We start from the raw sequence: 18931 nt of genomic DNA on the forward strand, positions 1-18931 counted from the left end.
CAGCATGGCTGTCCGGTGCGTTCACGATAGCGTTTCCGCCCTTCGGGTCAGCGGATCAACGATTGCAGCCAGATCCGGCCCTGATCGACCGATTCCCGGAACAACGACAATGCGTCCCCCAGTGCGCCAGCGTCGGCCATGCCCGGCGCCAGCAGGTACAGCGCCAGCCCGATTGCGGCGATCATCGCGGCAAGGCCGAAGCCGGTTCCGTATCCGCCAGCGCCAGGCGTCGTCGAGGCCTTTGGCGTATCCGTGGTGGCGGCGGGGAAATGCGCTGTCGGCAGGTCCAGTTCGGCGGCCGGATCGGGCTGCGGCGCAGGGGCGCCGACCAGCGCCCTTGTCGCGCCGGCCGGGGCAACAGGCTGCGGTTCCTCGAGGATGTCGGGCTGCGACCGACGCGGAAGCGCGAGGCGAGGGGGCTGCATCGCCTCACTTCGGGGCGGTTGCGATTGGGAAGCCCGTTTGCGTGGAACCGAGCTGCGTGGCGAAGCGTCCCCATCGCTTTGCACGGTGACGGTGGTCGCGGGCCAGTCGGGTTCGGTTTGGGCGACCTTCGCGATGGGCCGTCCTGCGGTGGCGGGCGACATGTTTTCTGCCCCGCCTGTTTCGGCCATGCGGGCGCGTCGTTCGTGTTCGACCTCGTCGCGTAGGATGTTCAGCACGCTTTCCGGAACGCGACGGCTTAGCGGCTTGGGATCCTGCGGATCCGATTCCGCTTCGTCCCGACCGCCCTCGCGACGGACCGTGGCGCCGGGTCCGAACGCCACGGTATAGGACATCTTCACGGGCTTGGCCGGTTCGCGCCCCTTACCGGCGCCGGCAACGCGGGCCGGTTCGGACTGCGACGCAAACCAGACCCGACCGCAGGCCGCGCATTCGACTTCGCGGCCTTTCTCGGGGATCGCCGAGGACGGCAGCCGGTATTCCGCGGCGCAGCCCGGACAGATCAACGTTATTTCAGCCATGCCGACCCTCGCATTCGTCTGTGTGCTGTTTTATCAAGCGCGGGTCCGGCTTCCAAGCGGCCGGCGAACGATCCCGCAACAAAAAGGGGGTGGCGCTTGATCGAGATGCAGGAAGTCGGCTTCGGCTATCACGGAGGCTCTGATCTGTTGTCGAACATGACGCTCAGCCTGCAGCCGGGAATGTTCCATTTCCTGACCGGACCGTCGGGCGCGGGCAAGACGACGCTGCTGCGCCTGTGCTACGCCGATCTGTTGCCACGTTCGGGGCAGATGGGTGTTTTCGGCCAGGATCTGCGGGGGCTGGGGCGCGACGACATCGCGATGCTGCGGCGCCGGGTCGGCGTGGTGCATCAGGATCCGCAGTTCCTGGACCATCTGCCGGTGGCCGAAAATGTCGCGATGCCGCTGACCGTATCGGGGCAGGCGGTGGACATGGAGGCGTTGCGCGATCTTCTGGGGTGGGTGCAACTGTCGCAGCAGGCGCGGGCGTTGCCGCCTTCGCTGTCGGGCGGCGAACGGCAGCGCGCGGCGCTGGCCCGTGCGGTGATCCTGTCGCCCGATCTGGTGCTGGCGGACGAGCCGACCGGCAACCTGGACTGGGACATGTCGATGCGGCTGATGCAGTTGCTGATCGAACTGAACAAATCGGGCAAGACCGTTCTGGTGGCGACCCATGACCTGAACCTGATCCGCGCCACCAAGGCGCAGGTGGCGGCGCGGGTTTTGCGAATCGCGGGCGGAACCTTGCACCTGGCGGGGGCGGATCTGTGATGCGACGGGATTTCAGGGCGCTGAACCTGCGGGCCTTGTGGCAGGGGCTGCTGCGCAGCGATGGCGGCAAGGGCGACCGAATCGTTCCGCCGACCGGTTACACGGCGCAATTGACGCTGTTCGCGGCGGGGGCGATGGCGTTTCTTGCGGTCTTCGCGCTGGCGCTGGCGCTGGCGACCGGGCGGCTGGCGGATCGATGGTCCTCGCAACTGGCGCAGTCGGTCACGGTGCGCGTCAGCGCGCCCGCCGCCGAACAGGACGCGCGGACCCAGGCGGTCATGCAGATCCTGCAGACGACACCCGGCGCCGGCACGCCGCATCTGATGCCCGAGGACGAGGTGGCACAGCTTCTGGCACCGTGGTTCGGCCCCGACATGCCGGTGGACGCGTTGCCGGTTCCGTCGCTGATCGACCTGCCGATCGACAACGGCGAATTCGACCCCGATGGCCTGCGGCTGCGCCTTGAGGCCGAGGCGCCGGGCGCGGTGCTGGACGATCACACGCAGTGGCGGCGCCCGCTGGTTTCCGCGGCCAACCGGCTGCGGGTTCTTGGGGTGATTTCGCTGTTGCTGATCGCGGCGGCGTCTGCGGCGATGATCACGCTGGCCGCAAAGGCGGCGCTGGCCGCGAACGGGCAGGTGATCCGCGTGCTGCGTCTGATCGGCGCGCGGGATATCACCATCGCGACGGCCTTCGTGCGCCGGTTCACCCACCGGGCCGCGATCGGCGCGGCAGTGGGAACGATGTTCGGGATGGGCGCGGTGGCGTTGCTTCCCGACATGGATGCCGCTGGCGGCTTCCTGACCGGGCTGGGATTTCAGGGCTGGGGCTGGCTTCTGCCGCTGCTGATCCCCGTGACCGCCGCCGGGGTCGGTTTCTTCGCAACTAGGTGGGCCGCACTGAAGATGCTGGGAGCGGTCAGATGAGCGCGCGTTCGGCGTCTCCCGTGCCCGGCAGACTGGGGCCATGGCAGTACCTGCAGAACGCGATCTACTACCTGCATGTCGGCGTGGCGACGCTGTTGATCGGGCTGTTCGGTCTGCCCTTCGTGGCGTTGCGTGGCCGGCAGGCCGCGAACACGGTGGCGACGCGCTGGATCGGCTATATGCTGTGGGCGGCGCGGTTGCATCTGGGCGTCACCTGCGAGGTACGCGGAACACCCCCGACGGATGATTGCATCGTCGCGGCCAAGCATCAGTGTTTCCTGGATATTCTGGTCATCGCCCATGCCCTGCCGCGGCGCGCCTTCATCATGAAGCGCGAGGTGATGCGGGTGCCCGTGATGGGCTGGTATGCTTGGAAGGTCGGCTGCATTCCGATTGACCGGTCACGCGGCCGGGATGCGCTGCGCGCGATCTCGACCGAGGTGAACGGCCGCATCACCTCGGCCGAGGGGTTGGGCCAGCTTATCATCTATCCCGAGGGCACGCGGACCCGGCCGGGCGAGCGGCGCGACTACAAGCACGGGACCGGAACGCTGCGCGCAGCGACGGGGCTGCGCGTGGTGCCGGTGGCGGTCAATACCGGGCTGTTCTGGCCGCGCAAGGGCTGGGGCGTCAGGCCGGGACGCGCGGTCGTCGAATTCCTGCCGGTGATCGAACCGGACATGCCACGACAGGCCTTCATGCCGCGGCTTCAGGCAGAGATCGAGGTGAATTCCGACCGCCTGATGGCCGAGGCCGGTTTCCGGCAGGACGCGACCTGATCCACAGTCCTTGTGGGGGACGTGTTGCGCGCAACATCTGCGTGCGTTGCGTGATGCCGCCGGTCGGGGCGACGCGTCGAAAATGCCGGGAAATGCTGGGAATTGCGCCTCACACCGCGTGCACCGTGGCAGCACAGGCCGTGCACAGCACGTACACAGCTTGCGCGCGGTGGGTGTTGCGTGGCCTCATCAACCGGGCGACGGCGCGCCGTCACGTCGCGTCGGCGGGCTGAGTGTCAGAGCCAGCCTCGGCCTGTTCGGCGGCCCAGACGCCCGCCGCCTCGACCGCGACCGATGAGGTGGTGGGCAGGACGCCCAGATAGCTTTCGGTCTGATCGGCGGGCAGGGTCGTGCTTTGCGTCATGCGATACAGCGCATAAAGGGCAATCGCCGCGAACAGCGATCCCAGTGCGGGCCAGAAGGCGAACGGACCGAACCGTTGCATCGCCCAGCCCGCGACCATCGGACCGGCGATGGCGCCCAGCCCGAAGGTGAAGACCAGCCCGCCCGAGGCGGCGGGCATGTCCTCGACCGGCAGCGAATCGTTGGTATAGGCCAGAAACAGCGCATAAAGCGGCGTCGTCACCCCGCCTGCCAGAAATGCCGCCGCCATCAGAACCCACAGCCCGCCCCCGGCAATCCAGGCCAAGGCACAGGATGCGGCCCCCAGAAGCGCCGCGCCGAAGATCAGCCGCCGGCGATCCATCCGGTCCGACAGCCAGCCGATCGGGTATTGCAGCAGCAGCGCGCCGGCAAACAGCATGGCCACGAACAGCGCGATGCGCGCCGCCGACATGCCGATCTGCGTGCCGAACACCGCGCCCATCCCGGATTGCGTCGCATAGACCGCGCCAAGCAGGAAGATCCCCACCGTCCCCAGGGGCGAGGCGCGGAACAGGCCGCGCAGCGACATCGGACGGGCGACGTCGACCACCGGCGCGGGCGTCACGGACAGCAGGATCGGCGCGAACGAGATCGACACCAGGATCGAGGCGCCGATGAACAGGACCGAGGTTCCGGCGTCGCCAAGCGTCAGCAGGCCCTGCGCGCCGATGATCCCCAGCGTCTGCGCGATCATGTAGGCCGACAGCACCTTGCCGCGCGTCTCGTTCGTGGCGGCGGCGTTCAGCCAGCTTTCGGCAGCGACATAGATCCCCGACATGCAGAACCCGACCAGCAGGCGCAGCAGCGTCCAGGCCCATGGCTCGGTCAGCAGGGGAAACGCGATCAGACCGGCGGACATGAAACTGCCCAGTGCCGCGAAGACCCGCACATGACCCACGCGCCGGATCATCCGTGGGGTGATTCGCGCGCCCGACAGGAAGCCCGCGAAATAGCCCGATGTGACCACGGCCAGTTCGACCGACGAGAATCCCTCGATCCCGCCGCGCAGGCCGATCAGCGTGAAATGCATGCCGTTGCCCAGCATGATCAGCACGATCCCGACAAGCAGCGCCCAGACGCCGGACAGGACATGAATCATGGATTTCCCCCTCGCGCGCGGTGTGCCTTGCGGGACAGGGTTAGTCGCGGTCGCGCGCGGGTCTGGCGATTTTGCGTCCTTGCCGGGCCTGTTTGCGACAAAGCTGCCGCATCAGGGCGCGTGGCAAGGACAGAATCGGATCAGGCCAGCGATCTGGAGCCCATCGACAGGAATTTCTGGCGACGGTCCTTGATCAGATCGGCGGGTTTCTTGCCCGTCAGATCCTTCAGCATCGCGGCGATCTCGGTGCCGACGGCCTCGATCGCGGCCTTGCTGTCACGCTGCGCACCGCCAAGCGGTTCGGCGATGACGCGATCGATGACACCCAGCTTCTTCAGATCCTGCGCGGTCAGCCGCAGCGCCTCGGCCGCGTCGCGCATCTTGTCGGCGTCCTTCCAGAGAATCGAGGCGCAGCCCTCGGGCGAGATCACGGAATAGATCGAATGTTCCAGCATCGCGATCCGGTTTGCGGTGGCAAAGGCCACGGCGCCGCCCGATCCACCCTCGCCGATGATGACGCTGACCAGCGGCACGCCGATATCCAGGCATTTCTGGGTGCAGCGGGCGATCGCCTCGCTTTGGCCGCGTTCCTCGGCGCCCTTGCCGGGATAGGCGCCGGGCGTGTCCACCAGCGTGATCACCGGCAGGCCGAAGCGGTGCGCCATGTCCATCAGCCGGATCGCCTTGCGATACCCTTCGGGCCGGGCCATGCCGAAATTGTGGTGGATGCGGGACTTGGTATCGTTGCCCTTCTCGTGGCCGATCACCACGCAGGGTTCATCGTTGAAGCGCGCCAGCCCGCCCATCACCGCATGGTCGTCACCAAAGGCGCGGTCGCCGGCCAGGGGCGTGTATTCCGAGAACAGCGCGTCGATATAGTTGCGGCAATGCGGCCGGTCGGGGTGGCGGGCCACCTGCGTCTTTCGCCACGGGTCCAGATTCTTGTAGAGATCCTTCAGCAGGTCGCCGGCCTTCTTGTCCAGCGCGACGGCCTCTTTCTCGACATCGACGGCATCCTCGGCCTTGCGGGCCATGGCGCGCAGTTCCTCGGCCTTGCCTTCCATGTCGGCCAGCGGCTTTTCGAAATCCAGATAGACCATGCGCGGGGGCTCCGGGGCTGTTGGCGTTCCGGCCCCTATATGAGCGGGGACGCGTCGGAATGCAACGCGGGCCGCACGCACGCGGGTATTTGGGCAAAGAAGAAGGGGGAGCGATCAGGGCAGGATCTCGACCGGGGTGCCGATCGCGGTGGCGGCGAACACCTCGCGGATCTGGGGGTCGGCGATGGCGATGCAGCCGGCGGTCCAGTCGCCGTCCAGAACCTCGCCGTCCGGGCGCTGGTTCGGCTGGCCGTGGATCATGATGTCGCCGCCGGGATCGACGCCCTGACGGGCCGCCCGGGCGCGGTCCTGCGGGCGCGGATAATCAAGGCCGAGCGACAGGTGATAGGCGCTGGCGGTGTTGCGGCGGTCGACCCGGAACAGCCCTTCGGGGGTCTTGCCGTCGCCCTGCTGGCGTTTGTCGCCGACCGGCGCGAAGCCAAGCGCGATCCGGTAGGTTTTCAGCGGCTGCCCGTCGCGAAAGACGGTCATGCGCCGGGCCGATTTCCGGATCTCGATGCGGTCCACCGGGCCGGTCAGCGCCGCGCTGTCGGGCGGGGGCGGGGTGAGGACCGGCCGCTGCGGGACCAGCATCAGCCAGCCGGCCCAGATCAGCAGGACCAGCGTCAGCCCCGAGAACAGCCGCGCCAGCAGCCTCATTGCAGGTCGGCAAAGGCGTCCTGCAGCCGCGCCACCGCCTCGACCACGCGGGTGCGCGGCGTGGCGAGGTTGAAGCGCAGGAAGCTGTCGCCGCCGACACCGAAGCTGGTGCCGTGATTGGCCGCGATCCGGGCGGACTTTTCCACGCGCGCGGTGAATTCGGCCGTGCTCATCCCGGTGCCCGAGAAATCGACCCATGACAGATAGGTGGCTTGCAGCGGCATCGAGGCCACGCCGGGAATGGCGTTCACCCCGTCGTCAAAGAGCCGTCTGTTGCCGTCGAGATAGTCGACCAGCGCATCGACCCATGCCGCGCCTTCGGGCGAATAGGCTGCGGCGACCATGTCCATGCCCAGAAAGCCGGGCGAGACACCGCGCGCCATCAGCGCCGCCTTGAACCTGGCGCGCAAATCGTCGTCGGCGATGATCGCATTGCCGATATGGGCGCCCGCGATGTTGAAGGTCTTGGTGGCGGCGGTCAGGGTCACCAGCCGGTCGCGTATCTCTGGGACGACGGTGGCGATCATCCGGTGCCTGTGACCCGGCATGACCAGATCGGCGTGGATGTCGTCGGACACCAGGATCAGGTCGTGGCGGGTGCAGAAATCGGCGACATCGCGCAGCTCTTCCTCGGTCCAGACGCGGCCGCCGGGATTATGCGGCGAACACAGGATCAGCATGCGTTCGCTGCCGTTCAACATGGTTTCCCAGCGCGACCAGTCCATCCGGTAGCCGCCGTCCCGGATTGCCAGCGGCAGTTCGACCAGTTCACGTCCCGCAGCCCGGATCACCCGCCCGAAGGCGTGATAGACGGGCGACATGACGATCACGCCGTCGCCGGGTTGTGTATAGGCGTCCAGCGCCATCGCCACGCCGTTGACGAGGCCCGAGGCGGTCAGGATCCAGCCCTGATCGATTTTCCAGCCGTGGCGGTGTTCCATCCACCAGGCGATCGCCTCATGATACGGTGCGTTGCTGCCGGGATAGCCGTAGACGCCGTGTCGCGCCGCGCCCTCGACCGCGCGCTGGACGGACCGAGGCGGACGGAAATCCATGTCGGCGACCCACATCGCCAGCCCCCCTTCGTCAGGGCAGACGCCATATGCGCCCTGCATGTCGTCCCATTTCGAACAATGCGTGCCGATGCGGTCGATGACCTCGTCGAAATCGGGTTGTGTCATGGCGGGCCTCGTCTTTGTTGCGGGTTCTCAATACGCCGCTTGTTGCGTCAGGTGAAGCCATCGCCTAAATCGCTGTCATGAGCCTGCGTCAGATCCTGATCCATCCCGACCCGCGTCTGAAGAAGATGTGTGAATCCGTCGCCCGAGTCACGCCCGAGATCGAGGCGTTGGCCGATGACATGCTGGCCACCATGTACGATGCGCCGGGTGTCGGACTGGCCGCGCCGCAGGTCGGCGTCATGTCGCGGATCTTCGTGATGGACGCAACCCGCGACCCCGAGGCCGAGCGTCGGCCGATGGTGCTGATCAATCCCGAGATCGCGTGGTCGTCGGACGATCTGAACACCTATGACGAGGGCTGCCTGTCGATCCCCGATCAATATGCCGACGTGACCCGGCCCGCCGAGGTCCGGATGCGCTGGCTGGGGCTGGACGGCAAGACTCACGAGGAAGATTTCGACGGCCTGTGGGCGACCTGCGCCCAGCACGAGCTGGACCATCTGAACGGCATCCTGTTCATTGATCACCTGTCCGCGATCAAGCGCCAGATGATCACCCGCAAGATGGTCAAGCTGAAGCGCGAGCGGGCGCGTGGCTGATCGCGCGGCCCCGATCCTTCCGCGACCGGCGCTGCCCAAGGCGCTTGCGGGTGGCGATGTGCGGCGCATCCTGATCCATCCCGACCCGATGCTGCGCGACATCTCGCAGCCGGCGGGCTATATGACCGGGCCCGAACTGCACCGGCTGGCCAGGGATCTGATGGCCAGCATGTACGAGGCGGGCGGGCGCGGTCTGGCCGCGCCGCAGATCGGCGTCTTGCGCCGGGTGTTCGTGATGGATGTCGGCTGGAAGGACGGCGCGTCCCGCCCGCTGGTCATGCTGGACCCCGAGATCGTCGCAAGATCGGACCGCCACGCGCCGGGCGAAGAACAATGCCTGTCGATCCCCAACCAGCCCGTCATGGTGACCCGCCCGGTCGAGATCGTGATGGCCTGGTATGATCTGGACGGCAGCCATCAGCGCGCCGCGCTGGACGGATCGGCGGCCCGCGTGGCCCAACACGAAGCCGACCATCTGGGCGGCCGCCTGATCGTGGATTTCCTGTGACCGTCCGCGCCGTCCTGCCCTATTCCGACCGCCGCCTGCACATCCCGGCCGATCCCGTCGGTGAGGTCAACGAAACGGTGCGGATGGTCTGGGACGACATGATCGACACGATGGAGGCGATGCCCGGTGTCGGTCTGGCCGCCCCGCAGATCGGGATCATGCTGCGGCTGGCCGTGGTCGATGCCTCGGACAAGCGGGGTCAGGCGGTCCGGATGGCCAATCCGCGCGTCCTTCATGCCAGCATCCAGTCACGCGATCACGAAGAGGCCAGTCCGAACCTGCCCGGTGTGTCCGCGCGGATCAGCCGGCCACGGGCGGTCACGGTCGCGTTCCTGAACGCGGCGGGCGAGACCGAAGAACGGGATTTCGTCGGGTTGTGGGCGACCAGCGTGCAGCACCAGATCGACCATCTGGACGGGCGGCTGTTCGTGGACCATCTGTCGCCGCTGCGGCGCAAGATGCTGGTGCAGAAATCGGCGAAGCTTGCCCGCAGGGCCTGATCGGCCGCTGCGTTCGGCACAGGAAACCGCCGCCCACACCCCGCTGTTCCGCCCGCCGGTCAGATGGGTATCTGGGCAAAGAGGAAGGAGCCAGCGATGCGCGTGATCTTCATGGGAACGCCCGAGTTTTCGGTGCCCGCCTTGCGGGCGGTGGCGGCGGCGCATGATGTCGTCGCCGTCTATTCGCAGCCGCCGCGTGCGGCGGGGCGCGGGCAGAAGCCGCGCCCGTCGCCGGTTCATCGCGCGGCCGAGGCGTTGGGGATCGAGGTTCGGACGCCGCTGAAGCTGCGCGAGCCGGTGGAGCAGGCCGGGTTCGCGGATCTGGGCGCGGATGTCGCGGTGGTGGTCGCCTATGGGCTGATCCTGCCGCAGCCGGTTCTGGATGCGCCAAGGCTGGGCTGTCTGAACATCCATGCCTCGTTACTGCCGCGCTGGCGGGGCGCGGCGCCGATCCATCGGGCGGTGATTGCGGGCGATGCCGAAACCGGCGTGGCGATCATGCAGATGCAGGCCGGGCTGGACACCGGGCCGGTCCTGTCCGAGGCACGCACAGAGATCGGGGCCGAGGAAATCACCGGCGATCTGCATGACCGGTTGTCCGCGATGGGCGCCGACCTGATCGCCGACGTGCTGTCCAGGCTGCCGCTGCCGGCTGTCGCGCAGTCCGAGGACGGCGTGACCTACGCCAGCAAGATCGACAAGGCCGAGGCGCGGATCGACTGGGCGCAGCCCGCCGCAGAGGTCGATCGCAAGATCCGTGGCCTGTCGCCCTTCCCCGGCGCATGGTGCGAGATCTCGGGCGAGCGTGTGAAGCTGCTGCGATCGCGCCTGGCCCCGGGCGCCGGGGCGCCGGGCGATGTGCTGGGGGGATTCCGCGTCGCCTGCAGCGATGGCGCGGTCGAGATCACCCAGGCACAGCGACAGGGCAAGAGACCGATGTCGGCGGATGAACTGCTGCGGGGGCTGATCCTGCCGGCGCAACTGGGCTAGGGCGGCGCAGCCGCCCTTCGCGCCCGTCCCGTGGCGGGGGGTAGCCCCCGCCCGGCGGGCGCGAACGCCGTCGCGGGACGCAATCGGGATGGCGGCGGGATGCCGGGTTCAGATCGCGCCGTGGCAGTGCTTGAACTTCTTGCCCGATCCGCAGGGGCAGGCGTCGTTGCGCGACGGGTTGCCCCAGGTGGCTTGGTCGGCCTCGTCGAATCCCTCGACCAGGGGCACGGGGCGGTCCGCGTCGTCCTCGGACTGCTTCTCGGCGCCGTGCTCCATCGTCAGATGTTCCTGCCCGGCCTTCTGCTGCTGTGCCATCTGGCGCAGCATCTCTTCGCGTTCGGCGTCGGTCAGGGGACGGATCTGGGCCAGGCGCTGGGTCACATCGCCACGCAGCCCGTCCAGAAGCAGTTCGAACAGCTGGAACGCCTCGGTCTTGTATTCCGACAGCGGATCGCGCTGAGCATAGCCGCGAAAGCCCACGACGCTGCGCAGATGCTCCAGCGTCACCAGATGCTCGCGCCATTTCTGGTCTATCATCTGCAGCAGGACCTGCTTTTCGATCATGCGCATGTTCTCGACGCCGAAGCCCTGCTCTTTCTCGGCCATGTAGGTATCGGTCGCCTCTTCGATGCGCTCGCGCATCACGTCCTGATCGACGCCCTCTTCGTCGGCCCACTCGGCGACCGGCAGGTTCATGTTCAGCTTTTCGCGGATCGCGGTCTTCAGCCCGTCGGTGTCCCACTGGTCGGCATAGGATTTCGGCGGCATGAAATCATCGACCAGGTCGTCGATCACCTGGTGACGCATGTCGGCGGCGATTTCGCCCACTTCGGTGCTGTCCATGATCTCGCGGCGCTGGCTGAAGATCGCCTTGCGCTGGTCGTTCATCACGTCGTCGAATTTCAGCAACTGCTTGCGGATGTCGAAGTTGCGGCCTTCGACCTTGGCCTGGGCGCGTTCAAGCGACTTGTTGACCCAGGGGTGAACGATCGCTTCGCCTTCCTTCATGCCCAGCTTGGACAGGACCGAATCCAGCCGTTCCGAGCCGAAGATCCGCATCAGGTCGTCGTCCAGCGACAGGAAGAACAGCGACCGCCCCGGATCGCCCTGACGGCCCGAGCGGCCGCGCAGCTGGTTGTCGATCCGGCGGCTTTCGTGGCGTTCGGTGCCCAGCACGAACAGTCCGCCCGCGTCCAGCACCGCCTGCTTGTCGGCGGCGTGTTCTTCTTCGATCCGGGCGCGAAGCTGGTCGGGATTGGCGTCGGGGTCGGCGTTCAGCGCCTCAATGACCTTCATCTCGACATTGCCGCCAAGCTGGATGTCGGTGCCGCGGCCGGCCATGTTTGTGGCGATCGTGACCACGCCGGGCTTGCCGGCATCCGCGACGATCTGTGCCTCGGCCTCGTGCTGGCGGGCGTTCAGGACGTTGTGCGGGATGGCGTCCTTTTTCAGCAGCTCCGACAGCATCTCGGATTTCTCGATGCTGGTCGTGCCGACCAGTGTCGGCTGGCCCTTGGCGTGGGCTTCCTTGATGGCTTCGATGACGGCGGAATATTTTTCCATCGCCGTGCGATAGACGCGGTCATGTTCGTCAAGCCGCTGGATCGGGCGGTTGGTCGGTACCTCGACCACGCCCAGCTTGTAGATCTCGGCGAATTCCTCGGCCTCGGTGCTGGCGGTGCCGGTCATGCCGGCCAGCTTGTCATAAAGCCGGAAATAGTTCTGGAAGGTGACGCTGGCCAGCGTGACGTTCTCGGGCTGGATCTCGACGCCTTCCTTGGCCTCGATCGCCTGATGCAGACCGTCCGACAGGCGGCGGCCCTTCATCATCCGGCCGGTGAATTCGTCGATCAGCATCACCTCGCCATCGCGCACCATGTAGTGCTGATCCTTCAGATACAGCTTGTGCGCGCGCAGGGCCTGGCTGGCATGGTGGACGATGGTGGTGGATTCGGGATCGTAAAGGGTCTGGTCTTCGGGCAGGATTCCGTCGGCCCACAGCTTCTGTTCCAGAGCCTCGTTGCCCTCTTCGGTGAAGGTGGCGTTGCGGGTCTTCTCGTCCAGCTTGTAGTGTTCCTCGGCCAGCAGCGGGATATACTTGTCCAGCGTGACATACAGTTCGCTGCGGTCCTGGCTGGGCCCCGAGATGATCAGCGGTGTCCGCGCCTCGTCGATCAGGATGCTGTCCACCTCGTCCACGATCGCGAAATGATGTCCGCGCTGGACCATTTCCTCGACGCTGCCCTTCATGTTGTCGCGCAGATAGTCGAAACCGAGTTCGTTGTTGGTGGCATAGGTGACGTCGGCGGCATAGGCCTGACGCTTTTCAGGTTCCGGCTGGAATGGGTAGACGACGCCGGTGGTCATGCCAAGCTGGGCGAAGACCTTGCTCATCCATTCGGCATCGCGCTTGGCCAGGTAATCGTTGACGGTGACGATGTGGACGCCCTTGCCGGTCAGCGCGTTCAGATAGGCCGGGAAAGTCGCGACCAGCGTCTTGCCTTCGCCGGTCTTCATCTCGGCGATGTTTCCCTGATGCAGGAACATGCCGCCCATCAGCTGCACGTCGAAGGCCCGCAGGCCCAGTGCCCGTCGCGCGCCCTCGCGGCAGTTCGCGAACGCCTCGGGCAGGATCGCATCCAGCGACTCGCCATCGGCGATCCGCTTCTGGAATTCGTGCGTCTTCTCGATCAGCGCTTCGTCGGACAGCGCGGTGAACTGGTCCTCCAGCGCGTTGATCCGGGCGACCAGCGGGCGGGTCGATTTCACCTTGCGGTCATTGGGCGTGCCAAAGACCTTCTTCGCCATATTTCCGATGCCCAGCATATTACCTTCGCGATCACGTTGTTGGGAAAGCCTGTCAGAGGGGGGCCACTTGCCCCTGCCTTCCGCATTGCCGTATCAGAGGCCTGAACGAAAGCGGCGGCGGCGGCGCCTTCCACGGTTGCGTCGGGATGTATGCCTCGTCTGCCTGACTGTCAACGCTGGCCCGGTCCCGTCTTGGGGCAGGGCATGACTTGCAAAGGATTTTCCATGCTGAAACGTTCGATTCTGGCCGCCGTCGTGATCGCGGCCCCGCTGACCGCGCCCGTTGCCGTGCTGGCGCAGGACAAGGGTGCCGAAACCGTCGTGGCCACGGTGAACGGTCAGGACATCACCCTTGGTCAGATGATCGTCATGAAACAGTCGGTGCAGGATCCGCAGATGGCGAACCTGCCCGATCAGGCGCTGTGGGACATGATGCTGGACCAGCTGATCCGCCAGACCGCCGTGGCCGAGACCGGCACGGAAAACGCCGGCACCCGCGCGCAGCTGGAACTGCAGCGGCGCAACACCCTGGCCACCGCCGCCGTCAGCCAGATCGCCGAGCCGGAACCCACCGACGACGAGATCCAGGCGGCCTATGACAAGCTGTTTGCCAATGCCGAGCCGAGCACCGAGTTTTCGGCGGCCCATATCCTTGTCGAGACCGAAGAAAAGGCCAAGGAACTGAAGCAGCAGCTGGATGACGGCGCCGATTTCGGCACGCTTGCCGAAGAGAACTCGACCGGACCCAGCGGTCCGAACAAGGGCGATCTGGGCTGGTTCACCGCCGACCAGATGGTGCCCCCCTTCGCCGAGGCCGTGCAGGCCATGGAAAAGGGCCAGGTGTCTGACCCGGTGCAGACCGATTTCGGCTGGCATGTCATCAAGCTGAACGACACGCGCGTCAAGGAGGCGCCGAAGATGGACGAGGTTCGCGACCAGCTGGTGCAACTGGTTCGTCGCGAGAAGGTCGAGGCGCAGATCGAGAAGATCGTGACCGAGGCCGAGGTCCAGAAGACCGAAGACCTTGATCCCGCGCTGATGAACAACAGCGACCTGCTGGGAGCCGAGTGATGGGAAAGGCGGGACTGCCGGTTTCGCCGCTGGCCCCGGCCGGCTTTCCCGACCTGCCGGTCATCGCCGGCGTCGAGTTCGCCAGTGCCGCCGCGGGCGTCAAGTATCAGGGTCGCACGGATGTGACCCTGATCCGCATCGCCCCCGGATCGACCGTGGCGGGGGCCTTTACCCGATCCTCGACCCGCGCCGCCTGTGTGCTGGACAACCAGGCCAAGCTTGCGCAGGGCGGCGATGCGCCTGACGGTGCGGCGGTGATCGTCAATTCCGGCAACGCCAATGCCTTTACCGGCGCGCGTGGACAGGAATCGGTCGATGCCGTGACGGCTGCTGTTGCCGGGGCAACCGCTGTTCCGGCGGGGCGGGTGTTTTCATCCTCGACCGGCGTGATCGGAGAGCCGCTGCCCCACGACCGGATCGTGGCGGTGGTGGACGATCTGGTGCGCGGGCTGGACGAGGGGTGCGTGGCCGACGCGGCCCGCGCCATCATGACCACGGACACATTCCCCAAGGGCGCATCCGCGACCGTCGCGGCCGAAGGCGGAGAGATCCGCATCTCGGGCATCGCCAAGGGGTCCGGCATGATCGCGCCCGACATGGCGACGATGCTGGTCTATGTCTTCACCGATGCCAGGATCGCCGCGCCGTTGCTGCAGGACGCGCTGTCGTCAGGGCTTGAAACCAGCTTCAACGCGATCACGGTGGACAGCGACACCTCGACCTCGGACGCGCTGATCTGTGCGGCGACAGGGCGCAGCGCGGCCGCCGAGATCACCTCGTTGGATTCCGTCGACGGGATCGCCTTCGTCAAGGCGCTGCACGGCGTCATGCGCGAACTGGCCCAGCTTGTCGTGCGCGACGGTGAGGGGGCGACGAAATTCGTCGAGGTGCGCGTGACCGGCGCGGAATCGGATGCGGACGCCAGGAAGGTCGCAATGGCCATCGCCAATTCGCCGCTGGTCAAGACAGCCATCGCGGGCGAGGACGCCAACTGGGGGCGGATCGTGGCCGCGGTCGGCAAGTCGGGCGCCGAAGCCGATCGCGACCGGCTGACAATCCGTTTCGGCGACATGATCCTGGCCCAGAACGGCTGGCGCGCGCCGGATTATGACGAGGCCGCTGCCAGTGCCTACATGAAGAACCAGGATCTGGTGATCTCGGTCGATCTGGGGCTGGGGCAGGGCGCGCGGACCGTGTGGACCTGCGACCTGACCCACGGCTATATCGACATCAACGCCGATTACCGGTCGTGAAGACGGTTCTGGTCGCCGCCGTCGCGCTGATCGACCCCGACGGGCGCGTGCTTCTGGCACAGCGCCCCGAAGGCAAGTCGATGGCCGGACTGTGGGAGTTTCCGGGCGGCAAGGTCGAACCCGGCGAGACGCCCGAAACCGCGCTGATCCGCGAATTGCAGGAGGAACTGGGCATCGACACCTGGGCGTCGTGCCTTGCGCCGCTGACATTCGCCAGCCACGGCTATGACGATTTCCATTTGCTGATGCCGCTTTATGCCTGCCGCAAATGGCAGGGGATCGTCCAGCCGCGCGAGGGGCAGGGCCTGAAATGGGTTCGGGCCGCCGATTTGCGCGATTACCCCATGCCACCGGCAGATATTCCGCTGATTCCGATCCTTCAGATGTGGCTTTGATGTCTCTGATCGGGCCCTGATGATGCTGGAATTGCCCCAAAAGGTCGCGGGTCTGCCGAAAAATACAGCTTTGTTAACTTTTTCATGACAGGCTGATCCTTGAGGAGAGGGAGAGCTTGACATGATTCGCACCATTTCTTTGGGACACTATATTTCCGTGCAGGGCCTGTTCGAGCGGTTGACGCCGAACGGCAACATCATCATCCGCGTGGGCAGCCGGTTCTACGAAGGCAAGCCGGTTTCGGGCTGATACGTCCATCCGCGAGAAGATGAGGGCTGCCTGCCGGCCCGTCTATTGATCATGCCATGAAAAAGGGCGGCCCACGGGCCGCCCTTTCTTGCATTTCCAATCCGGAAGGCGCGTGCCTTACAGCGTCCGTTCGACTTCCTCGCGCTCGAAGATCTCGATGACATCGCCCTGACGGATGTCGTCGTAGTTCTCGAACGCCATGCCGCATTCCTGGCCGGACTGGACTTCCTTGACCTCGTCCTTGAAGCGCTTGAGCGTCTTCAGCGTGCCTTCATGGATCACCACGTTGTCGCGCAGCAGGCGGACGCCGGCGCTGCGGCGGGCAACGCCCTCGGTGACCAGACAGCCGGCAACCTTGCCGACGCCGGTGACCTTGAAGACTTCGCGGATCTCGGCATAGCCGATGAAGTTTTCGCGAACCTCGGCCGACAGCAGGCCGGATGCAGCCGCCTTGATGTCGTCCACCAGGTCATAGATGACCGAGTAGTAGCGGATCTCGACACCTTTCTGGTTGGCCGAATTGCGGGCCGGGGCGTTGGCACGGACGTTGAAGCCCATGACCGGCGCCTGGCTTGCTTCGGCCAGACCGATATCGGATTCGGTGATCGCACCCACACCGTAATGCAGCACGCGCACGCGAACCTCGTCGTTGCCGACCTTTTCCAGCGCCTGGACGATCGCCTCGGCAGAGCCCTGCACGTCGGCTTTCAGGATGACCGGCAGTTCGGCGACGCTTTCATCGGCCTTGGCCTTGGCCATCAGCTGTTCCAGCGTCGTCGCGGCACCGGCTGCGGCGCGCTTGTCCTTGGCCTGCTGGGTGCGGAACTCGGCGATCTCGCGGGCCTGAGCCTCGGTCTCGACGACGTTCAGCACGTCGCCCGCCTCGGGCGTGCCGTTAAGACCCAGCACCTCGACCGGAACCGAGGGACCGGCCTCTTCGACGCGTTCGCCCTTGTCGTTGATCAGGGCGCGGACCTTGCCCCACTGTTCGCCGACGACGAAGATGTCCCCGCGATGCAGCGTGCCGTGCTGGACCAGAACCGTTGCAACGGGGCCGCGTCCGATATCCAGCTGCGCCTCGATCACGGCGCCTTGTGCGGCGCGACCCGGGTTGGCCTTCAGTTCCAGGATTTCCGCCTGCAGCGCGATCGCTTCCAGCAATTCGTCCAGGCCCTGGCCGGTCTTGGCGGAAACCTCGACGTCCTGCACGTCACCGGACAGCTTCTCGACGATCACTTCCTGATGCAGCAGCGCGCTGCGCACCTTGTCGGGATCGGCGTCGGGCTTGTCGACCTTGTTGATCGCCACGATCATCGGGACCTTGGCGGCCTTGGCGTGATTGATCGCCTCGATGGTCTGCGGCATGACCGCATCATCGGCAGCCACGACCAGCACGACGATGTCGGTGACATTGGCACCGCGCGCCCGCATCGAGGTGAACGCGGCGTGGCCCGGCGTATCCAGGAAGGACAGCACCGCACCGCTTTCGGTCGTCACCTGATAGGCGCCGATATGCTGGGTGATGCCGCCGGCCTCGCCCGACACGACATTCGCGTGCCGGATCGCATCCAGAAGCGAGGTCTTGCCGTGGTCCACATGGCCCATGATCGTGATGATCGGCGGGCGTGACTTCATGTCTTCGGCCTTGTCTTCGACCGAATCGATGACCTGTTCGACGTCGGCATCGGACACGCGAACGGCGTTGTGGCCGAATTCCTCGATCACCAGTTCGGCGGTGTCGGCGTCGATCGGCTGGTTCATGGTCACCATCATGCCCATCTTCATCAGCGACTTGACCACGTCGGCGGCGCGTTCCGCCATCCGGTTGGCCAGTTCCTGCACGACGATGGTTTCCGGCAACTGAACGTCACGCACCTGCTTTTCGGCGCGGACCGACTGGCCCATCGCCTTCTGGCGGGTGCGTTCCTGCTTGCGCTTCATCGCAGCAAGGCTGCGCTGACGCCCGCCTTCGCCCGACAATGCCTGATTGAGAGACAGCTTGCCCGACCGGCGGTTGTCGTCGCGTCCGCCCTTGCCACGATTGTCGCGGTCGTTGCCGCGATCCGTGCGGTCGCGGTCGGTCTTGCGCGGACCGGCGGCGGTCACGCCCTTGGTCTCGGCGCGGGCGGCGGCGGCCTCGATGGCGGCCTGGTCGGGGGCGGCAGGGGCGGCTGCAGAGGCGGTTGCCTTCTTGGCGACCTCTTTCTTCGGCTCGTCCTTGCGGCGCGTCGCTTCCTCGGCCTCTCGGGCACGGCGGGCTTCTTCTTCCGCCTTGGCCTTCAGGGCCTCTTCGCGTTCGCGATCTTCGCGTTCCTTGGCCTCGGCCTCGGCGCGGCGGCGTTCGCGTTCTTCCTCGCGGGCCTTTTCATCGGCTGCGCGTGCGGCAGCCTCGTCGGCCTCGCGCGCCTTCGCGGCGGCAAGCGCCTTCAGCCGGCGCTCCATCTCGGCTTCCGAGATGCCTGCGGGACGCCTGGACGGATCACCTGCATGCTTCGAAACCAGCGGCGATTTCGGCTTGTCACCGTTACCACCACCCTGCGCGGCACCCGCCTTGGGAACCACGACGCGCTTGCGCTTGGTTTCGACGACCACGTTTTTCGTGCGGCCGTGGCTGAAGCTTTGCTTGACCTGGCCCGAGCGGCCCGTGCCGCCGACACCCAAGGTCTTTTTTCCGTCTTTGTCGCTCATCTGC

General features: G+C 66.2%; 18 protein-coding genes. 11 read left to right on the top strand and 7 right to left on the bottom strand.

Going from position 1 to position 18931, the window contains the following annotated elements; translation table 11 throughout:
- Positions 1-47: 47 nt before the first annotated feature.
- Entirely contained in the window at positions 48-965 is a 918-nt protein-coding gene (locus J7359_RS14805; protein WP_209057763.1) for a zinc-ribbon domain-containing protein, read from the bottom strand.
- A gap of 96 nt (positions 966-1061) precedes the next feature.
- Here J7359_RS14805 and J7359_RS14810 point away from each other — a divergent pair, with 96 nt between their 5' ends.
- From J7359_RS14810 to J7359_RS14820, 3 genes are read left to right on the top strand one after another with little or no spacing between them, the layout of a single operon-like run.
- Complete coding sequence (locus J7359_RS14810) at positions 1062-1736, top strand: ATP-binding cassette domain-containing protein (protein WP_209057764.1); 675 nt, start codon at positions 1062-1064, stop codon at positions 1734-1736.
- Complete coding sequence (locus tag J7359_RS14815; RefSeq protein ID WP_209057765.1) at positions 1733-2662, top strand: cell division protein FtsX; 930 nt, start codon at positions 1733-1735, stop codon at positions 2660-2662. Before J7359_RS14810 ends, J7359_RS14815 begins: the two co-directional genes overlap by 4 nt.
- Positions 2659-3441 carry a lysophospholipid acyltransferase family protein gene (locus tag J7359_RS14820; RefSeq protein ID WP_209057766.1) on the top strand — a complete coding sequence of 261 codons (783 nt, stop codon included), beginning with the start codon at positions 2659-2661 and terminating at the stop codon, positions 3439-3441. The genes J7359_RS14815 and J7359_RS14820 overlap by 4 nt, the downstream gene beginning before the upstream one ends.
- Positions 3442-3652: 211 nt before the next feature.
- Here J7359_RS14820 and J7359_RS14825 read toward each other — a convergent pair whose 3' ends face one another.
- The 4 genes from J7359_RS14825 to J7359_RS14840 all read right to left on the bottom strand — a co-directional run bounded on the left by J7359_RS14825 (position 3653) and on the right by J7359_RS14840 (position 7865).
- Complete coding sequence (locus J7359_RS14825; RefSeq protein WP_209057767.1) at positions 3653-4924, bottom strand: MFS transporter; 1272 nt, start codon at positions 4922-4924, stop codon at positions 3653-3655.
- Between the two features lie 140 nt (positions 4925-5064).
- Entirely contained in the window at positions 5065-6024 is a 960-nt protein-coding gene (locus J7359_RS14830; RefSeq protein ID WP_209057768.1) for an acetyl-CoA carboxylase carboxyltransferase subunit alpha, read from the bottom strand.
- 114 nt (positions 6025-6138) lie between these two features.
- Positions 6139-6684, bottom strand: coding sequence for a L,D-transpeptidase family protein (locus tag J7359_RS14835; protein WP_209057770.1), 546 nt, complete (start codon positions 6682-6684; stop codon positions 6139-6141).
- A complete protein-coding gene (locus J7359_RS14840; protein ID WP_209057772.1) occupies positions 6681-7865 on the bottom strand; it encodes a MalY/PatB family protein in 1185 nt (394 codons plus the stop codon). The genes J7359_RS14835 and J7359_RS14840 overlap by 4 nt, the downstream gene beginning before the upstream one ends.
- A gap of 77 nt (positions 7866-7942) precedes the next feature.
- Between J7359_RS14840 and def (J7359_RS14845) the strand changes: the two genes are divergently transcribed.
- From def (J7359_RS14845) to fmt, 4 genes are all read left to right on the top strand, one after another.
- Positions 7943-8464, top strand: a complete 522-nt coding sequence (gene def / locus J7359_RS14845; protein WP_209057774.1) for a peptide deformylase — start codon at positions 7943-7945, stop codon at positions 8462-8464.
- Positions 8457-8972, top strand: coding sequence for a peptide deformylase (locus J7359_RS14850; RefSeq protein ID WP_209057776.1), 516 nt, complete (start codon positions 8457-8459; stop codon positions 8970-8972). Before def (J7359_RS14845) ends, J7359_RS14850 begins: the two co-directional genes overlap by 8 nt.
- Positions 8969-9472, top strand: coding sequence for a peptide deformylase (gene def, locus J7359_RS14855; RefSeq protein WP_209057778.1), 504 nt, complete (start codon positions 8969-8971; stop codon positions 9470-9472). Before J7359_RS14850 ends, def (J7359_RS14855) begins: the two co-directional genes overlap by 4 nt.
- A gap of 96 nt (positions 9473-9568) precedes the next feature.
- Positions 9569-10462, top strand: coding sequence for a methionyl-tRNA formyltransferase (gene fmt, locus J7359_RS14860; RefSeq protein ID WP_209057780.1), 894 nt, complete (start codon positions 9569-9571; stop codon positions 10460-10462).
- Positions 10463-10570: 108 nt separating this feature from the next.
- On the opposite strand, the gene secA is transcribed toward fmt, so the two are convergent.
- Positions 10571-13288 (bottom strand): preprotein translocase subunit SecA, encoded by a 2718-nt coding sequence (secA, locus tag J7359_RS14865; RefSeq protein WP_209057781.1) that lies wholly within the window; start codon positions 13286-13288, stop codon positions 10571-10573.
- A gap of 207 nt (positions 13289-13495) precedes the next feature.
- Between secA and J7359_RS14870 the strand changes: the two genes are divergently transcribed.
- The 4 genes from J7359_RS14870 (at position 13496) to J7359_RS20175 (ending at position 16239) form a co-directional block, all read left to right on the top strand.
- On the top strand, positions 13496-14341 hold the full coding sequence (locus J7359_RS14870) for a peptidylprolyl isomerase (protein ID WP_209057782.1): 846 nt from the start codon (positions 13496-13498) through the stop codon (positions 14339-14341).
- Positions 14341-15594 carry a bifunctional glutamate N-acetyltransferase/amino-acid acetyltransferase ArgJ gene (gene argJ / locus J7359_RS14875; protein ID WP_209057783.1) on the top strand — a complete coding sequence of 418 codons (1254 nt, stop codon included), beginning with the start codon at positions 14341-14343 and terminating at the stop codon, positions 15592-15594. The genes J7359_RS14870 and argJ overlap by 1 nt, the downstream gene beginning before the upstream one ends.
- Positions 15591-15989, top strand: a complete 399-nt coding sequence (gene mutT, locus J7359_RS14880; RefSeq protein WP_209057784.1) for an 8-oxo-dGTP diphosphatase MutT — start codon at positions 15591-15593, stop codon at positions 15987-15989. Before argJ ends, mutT begins: the two co-directional genes overlap by 4 nt.
- A gap of 121 nt (positions 15990-16110) precedes the next feature.
- Positions 16111-16239, top strand: a complete 129-nt coding sequence (locus tag J7359_RS20175) for a hypothetical protein (RefSeq protein WP_280637519.1) — start codon at positions 16111-16113, stop codon at positions 16237-16239.
- 117 nt (positions 16240-16356) lie between these two features.
- Here the strand turns inward: J7359_RS20175 and infB are convergent, their stop codons facing one another.
- Entirely contained in the window at positions 16357-18927 is a 2571-nt protein-coding gene (gene infB / locus J7359_RS14885) for a translation initiation factor IF-2 (RefSeq protein ID WP_209057785.1), read from the bottom strand.
- Positions 18928-18931 lie beyond the last annotated feature (4 nt).

This window comes from Paracoccus sp. R12_2 (assembly GCF_017744015.1).
Taxonomy (GTDB): domain Bacteria; phylum Pseudomonadota; class Alphaproteobacteria; order Rhodobacterales; family Rhodobacteraceae; genus Paracoccus.

Coding starts and splice junctions, on each gene's coding strand:
- J7359_RS14840 (WP_209057772.1), bottom strand. CDS start 7,865: ATGACACAACCCGATTTCGACGAGGTCATCGACCGCATCGGCACGCAT.
- J7359_RS14820 (WP_209057766.1), top strand. CDS start 2,659: ATGAGCGCGCGTTCGGCGTCTCCCGTGCCCGGCAGACTGGGGCCATGG.
- J7359_RS14830 (WP_209057768.1), bottom strand. CDS start 6,024: ATGGTCTATCTGGATTTCGAAAAGCCGCTGGCCGACATGGAAGGCAAG.
- def (WP_209057774.1), top strand. CDS start 7,943: ATGAGCCTGCGTCAGATCCTGATCCATCCCGACCCGCGTCTGAAGAAG.
- J7359_RS14835 (WP_209057770.1), bottom strand. CDS start 6,684: ATGAGGCTGCTGGCGCGGCTGTTCTCGGGGCTGACGCTGGTCCTGCTG.
- J7359_RS20175 (WP_280637519.1), top strand. CDS start 16,111: ATGATTCGCACCATTTCTTTGGGACACTATATTTCCGTGCAGGGCCTG.
- infB (WP_209057785.1), bottom strand. CDS start 18,927: ATGAGCGACAAAGACGGAAAAAAGACCTTGGGTGTCGGCGGCACGGGC.
- fmt (WP_209057780.1), top strand. CDS start 9,569: ATGCGCGTGATCTTCATGGGAACGCCCGAGTTTTCGGTGCCCGCCTTG.
- secA (WP_209057781.1), bottom strand. CDS start 13,288: ATGCTGGGCATCGGAAATATGGCGAAGAAGGTCTTTGGCACGCCCAAT.
- J7359_RS14870 (WP_209057782.1), top strand. CDS start 13,496: ATGCTGAAACGTTCGATTCTGGCCGCCGTCGTGATCGCGGCCCCGCTG.
- J7359_RS14805 (WP_209057763.1), bottom strand. CDS start 965: ATGGCTGAAATAACGTTGATCTGTCCGGGCTGCGCCGCGGAATACCGG.
- argJ (WP_209057783.1), top strand. CDS start 14,341: ATGGGAAAGGCGGGACTGCCGGTTTCGCCGCTGGCCCCGGCCGGCTTT.
- J7359_RS14825 (WP_209057767.1), bottom strand. CDS start 4,924: ATGATTCATGTCCTGTCCGGCGTCTGGGCGCTGCTTGTCGGGATCGTG.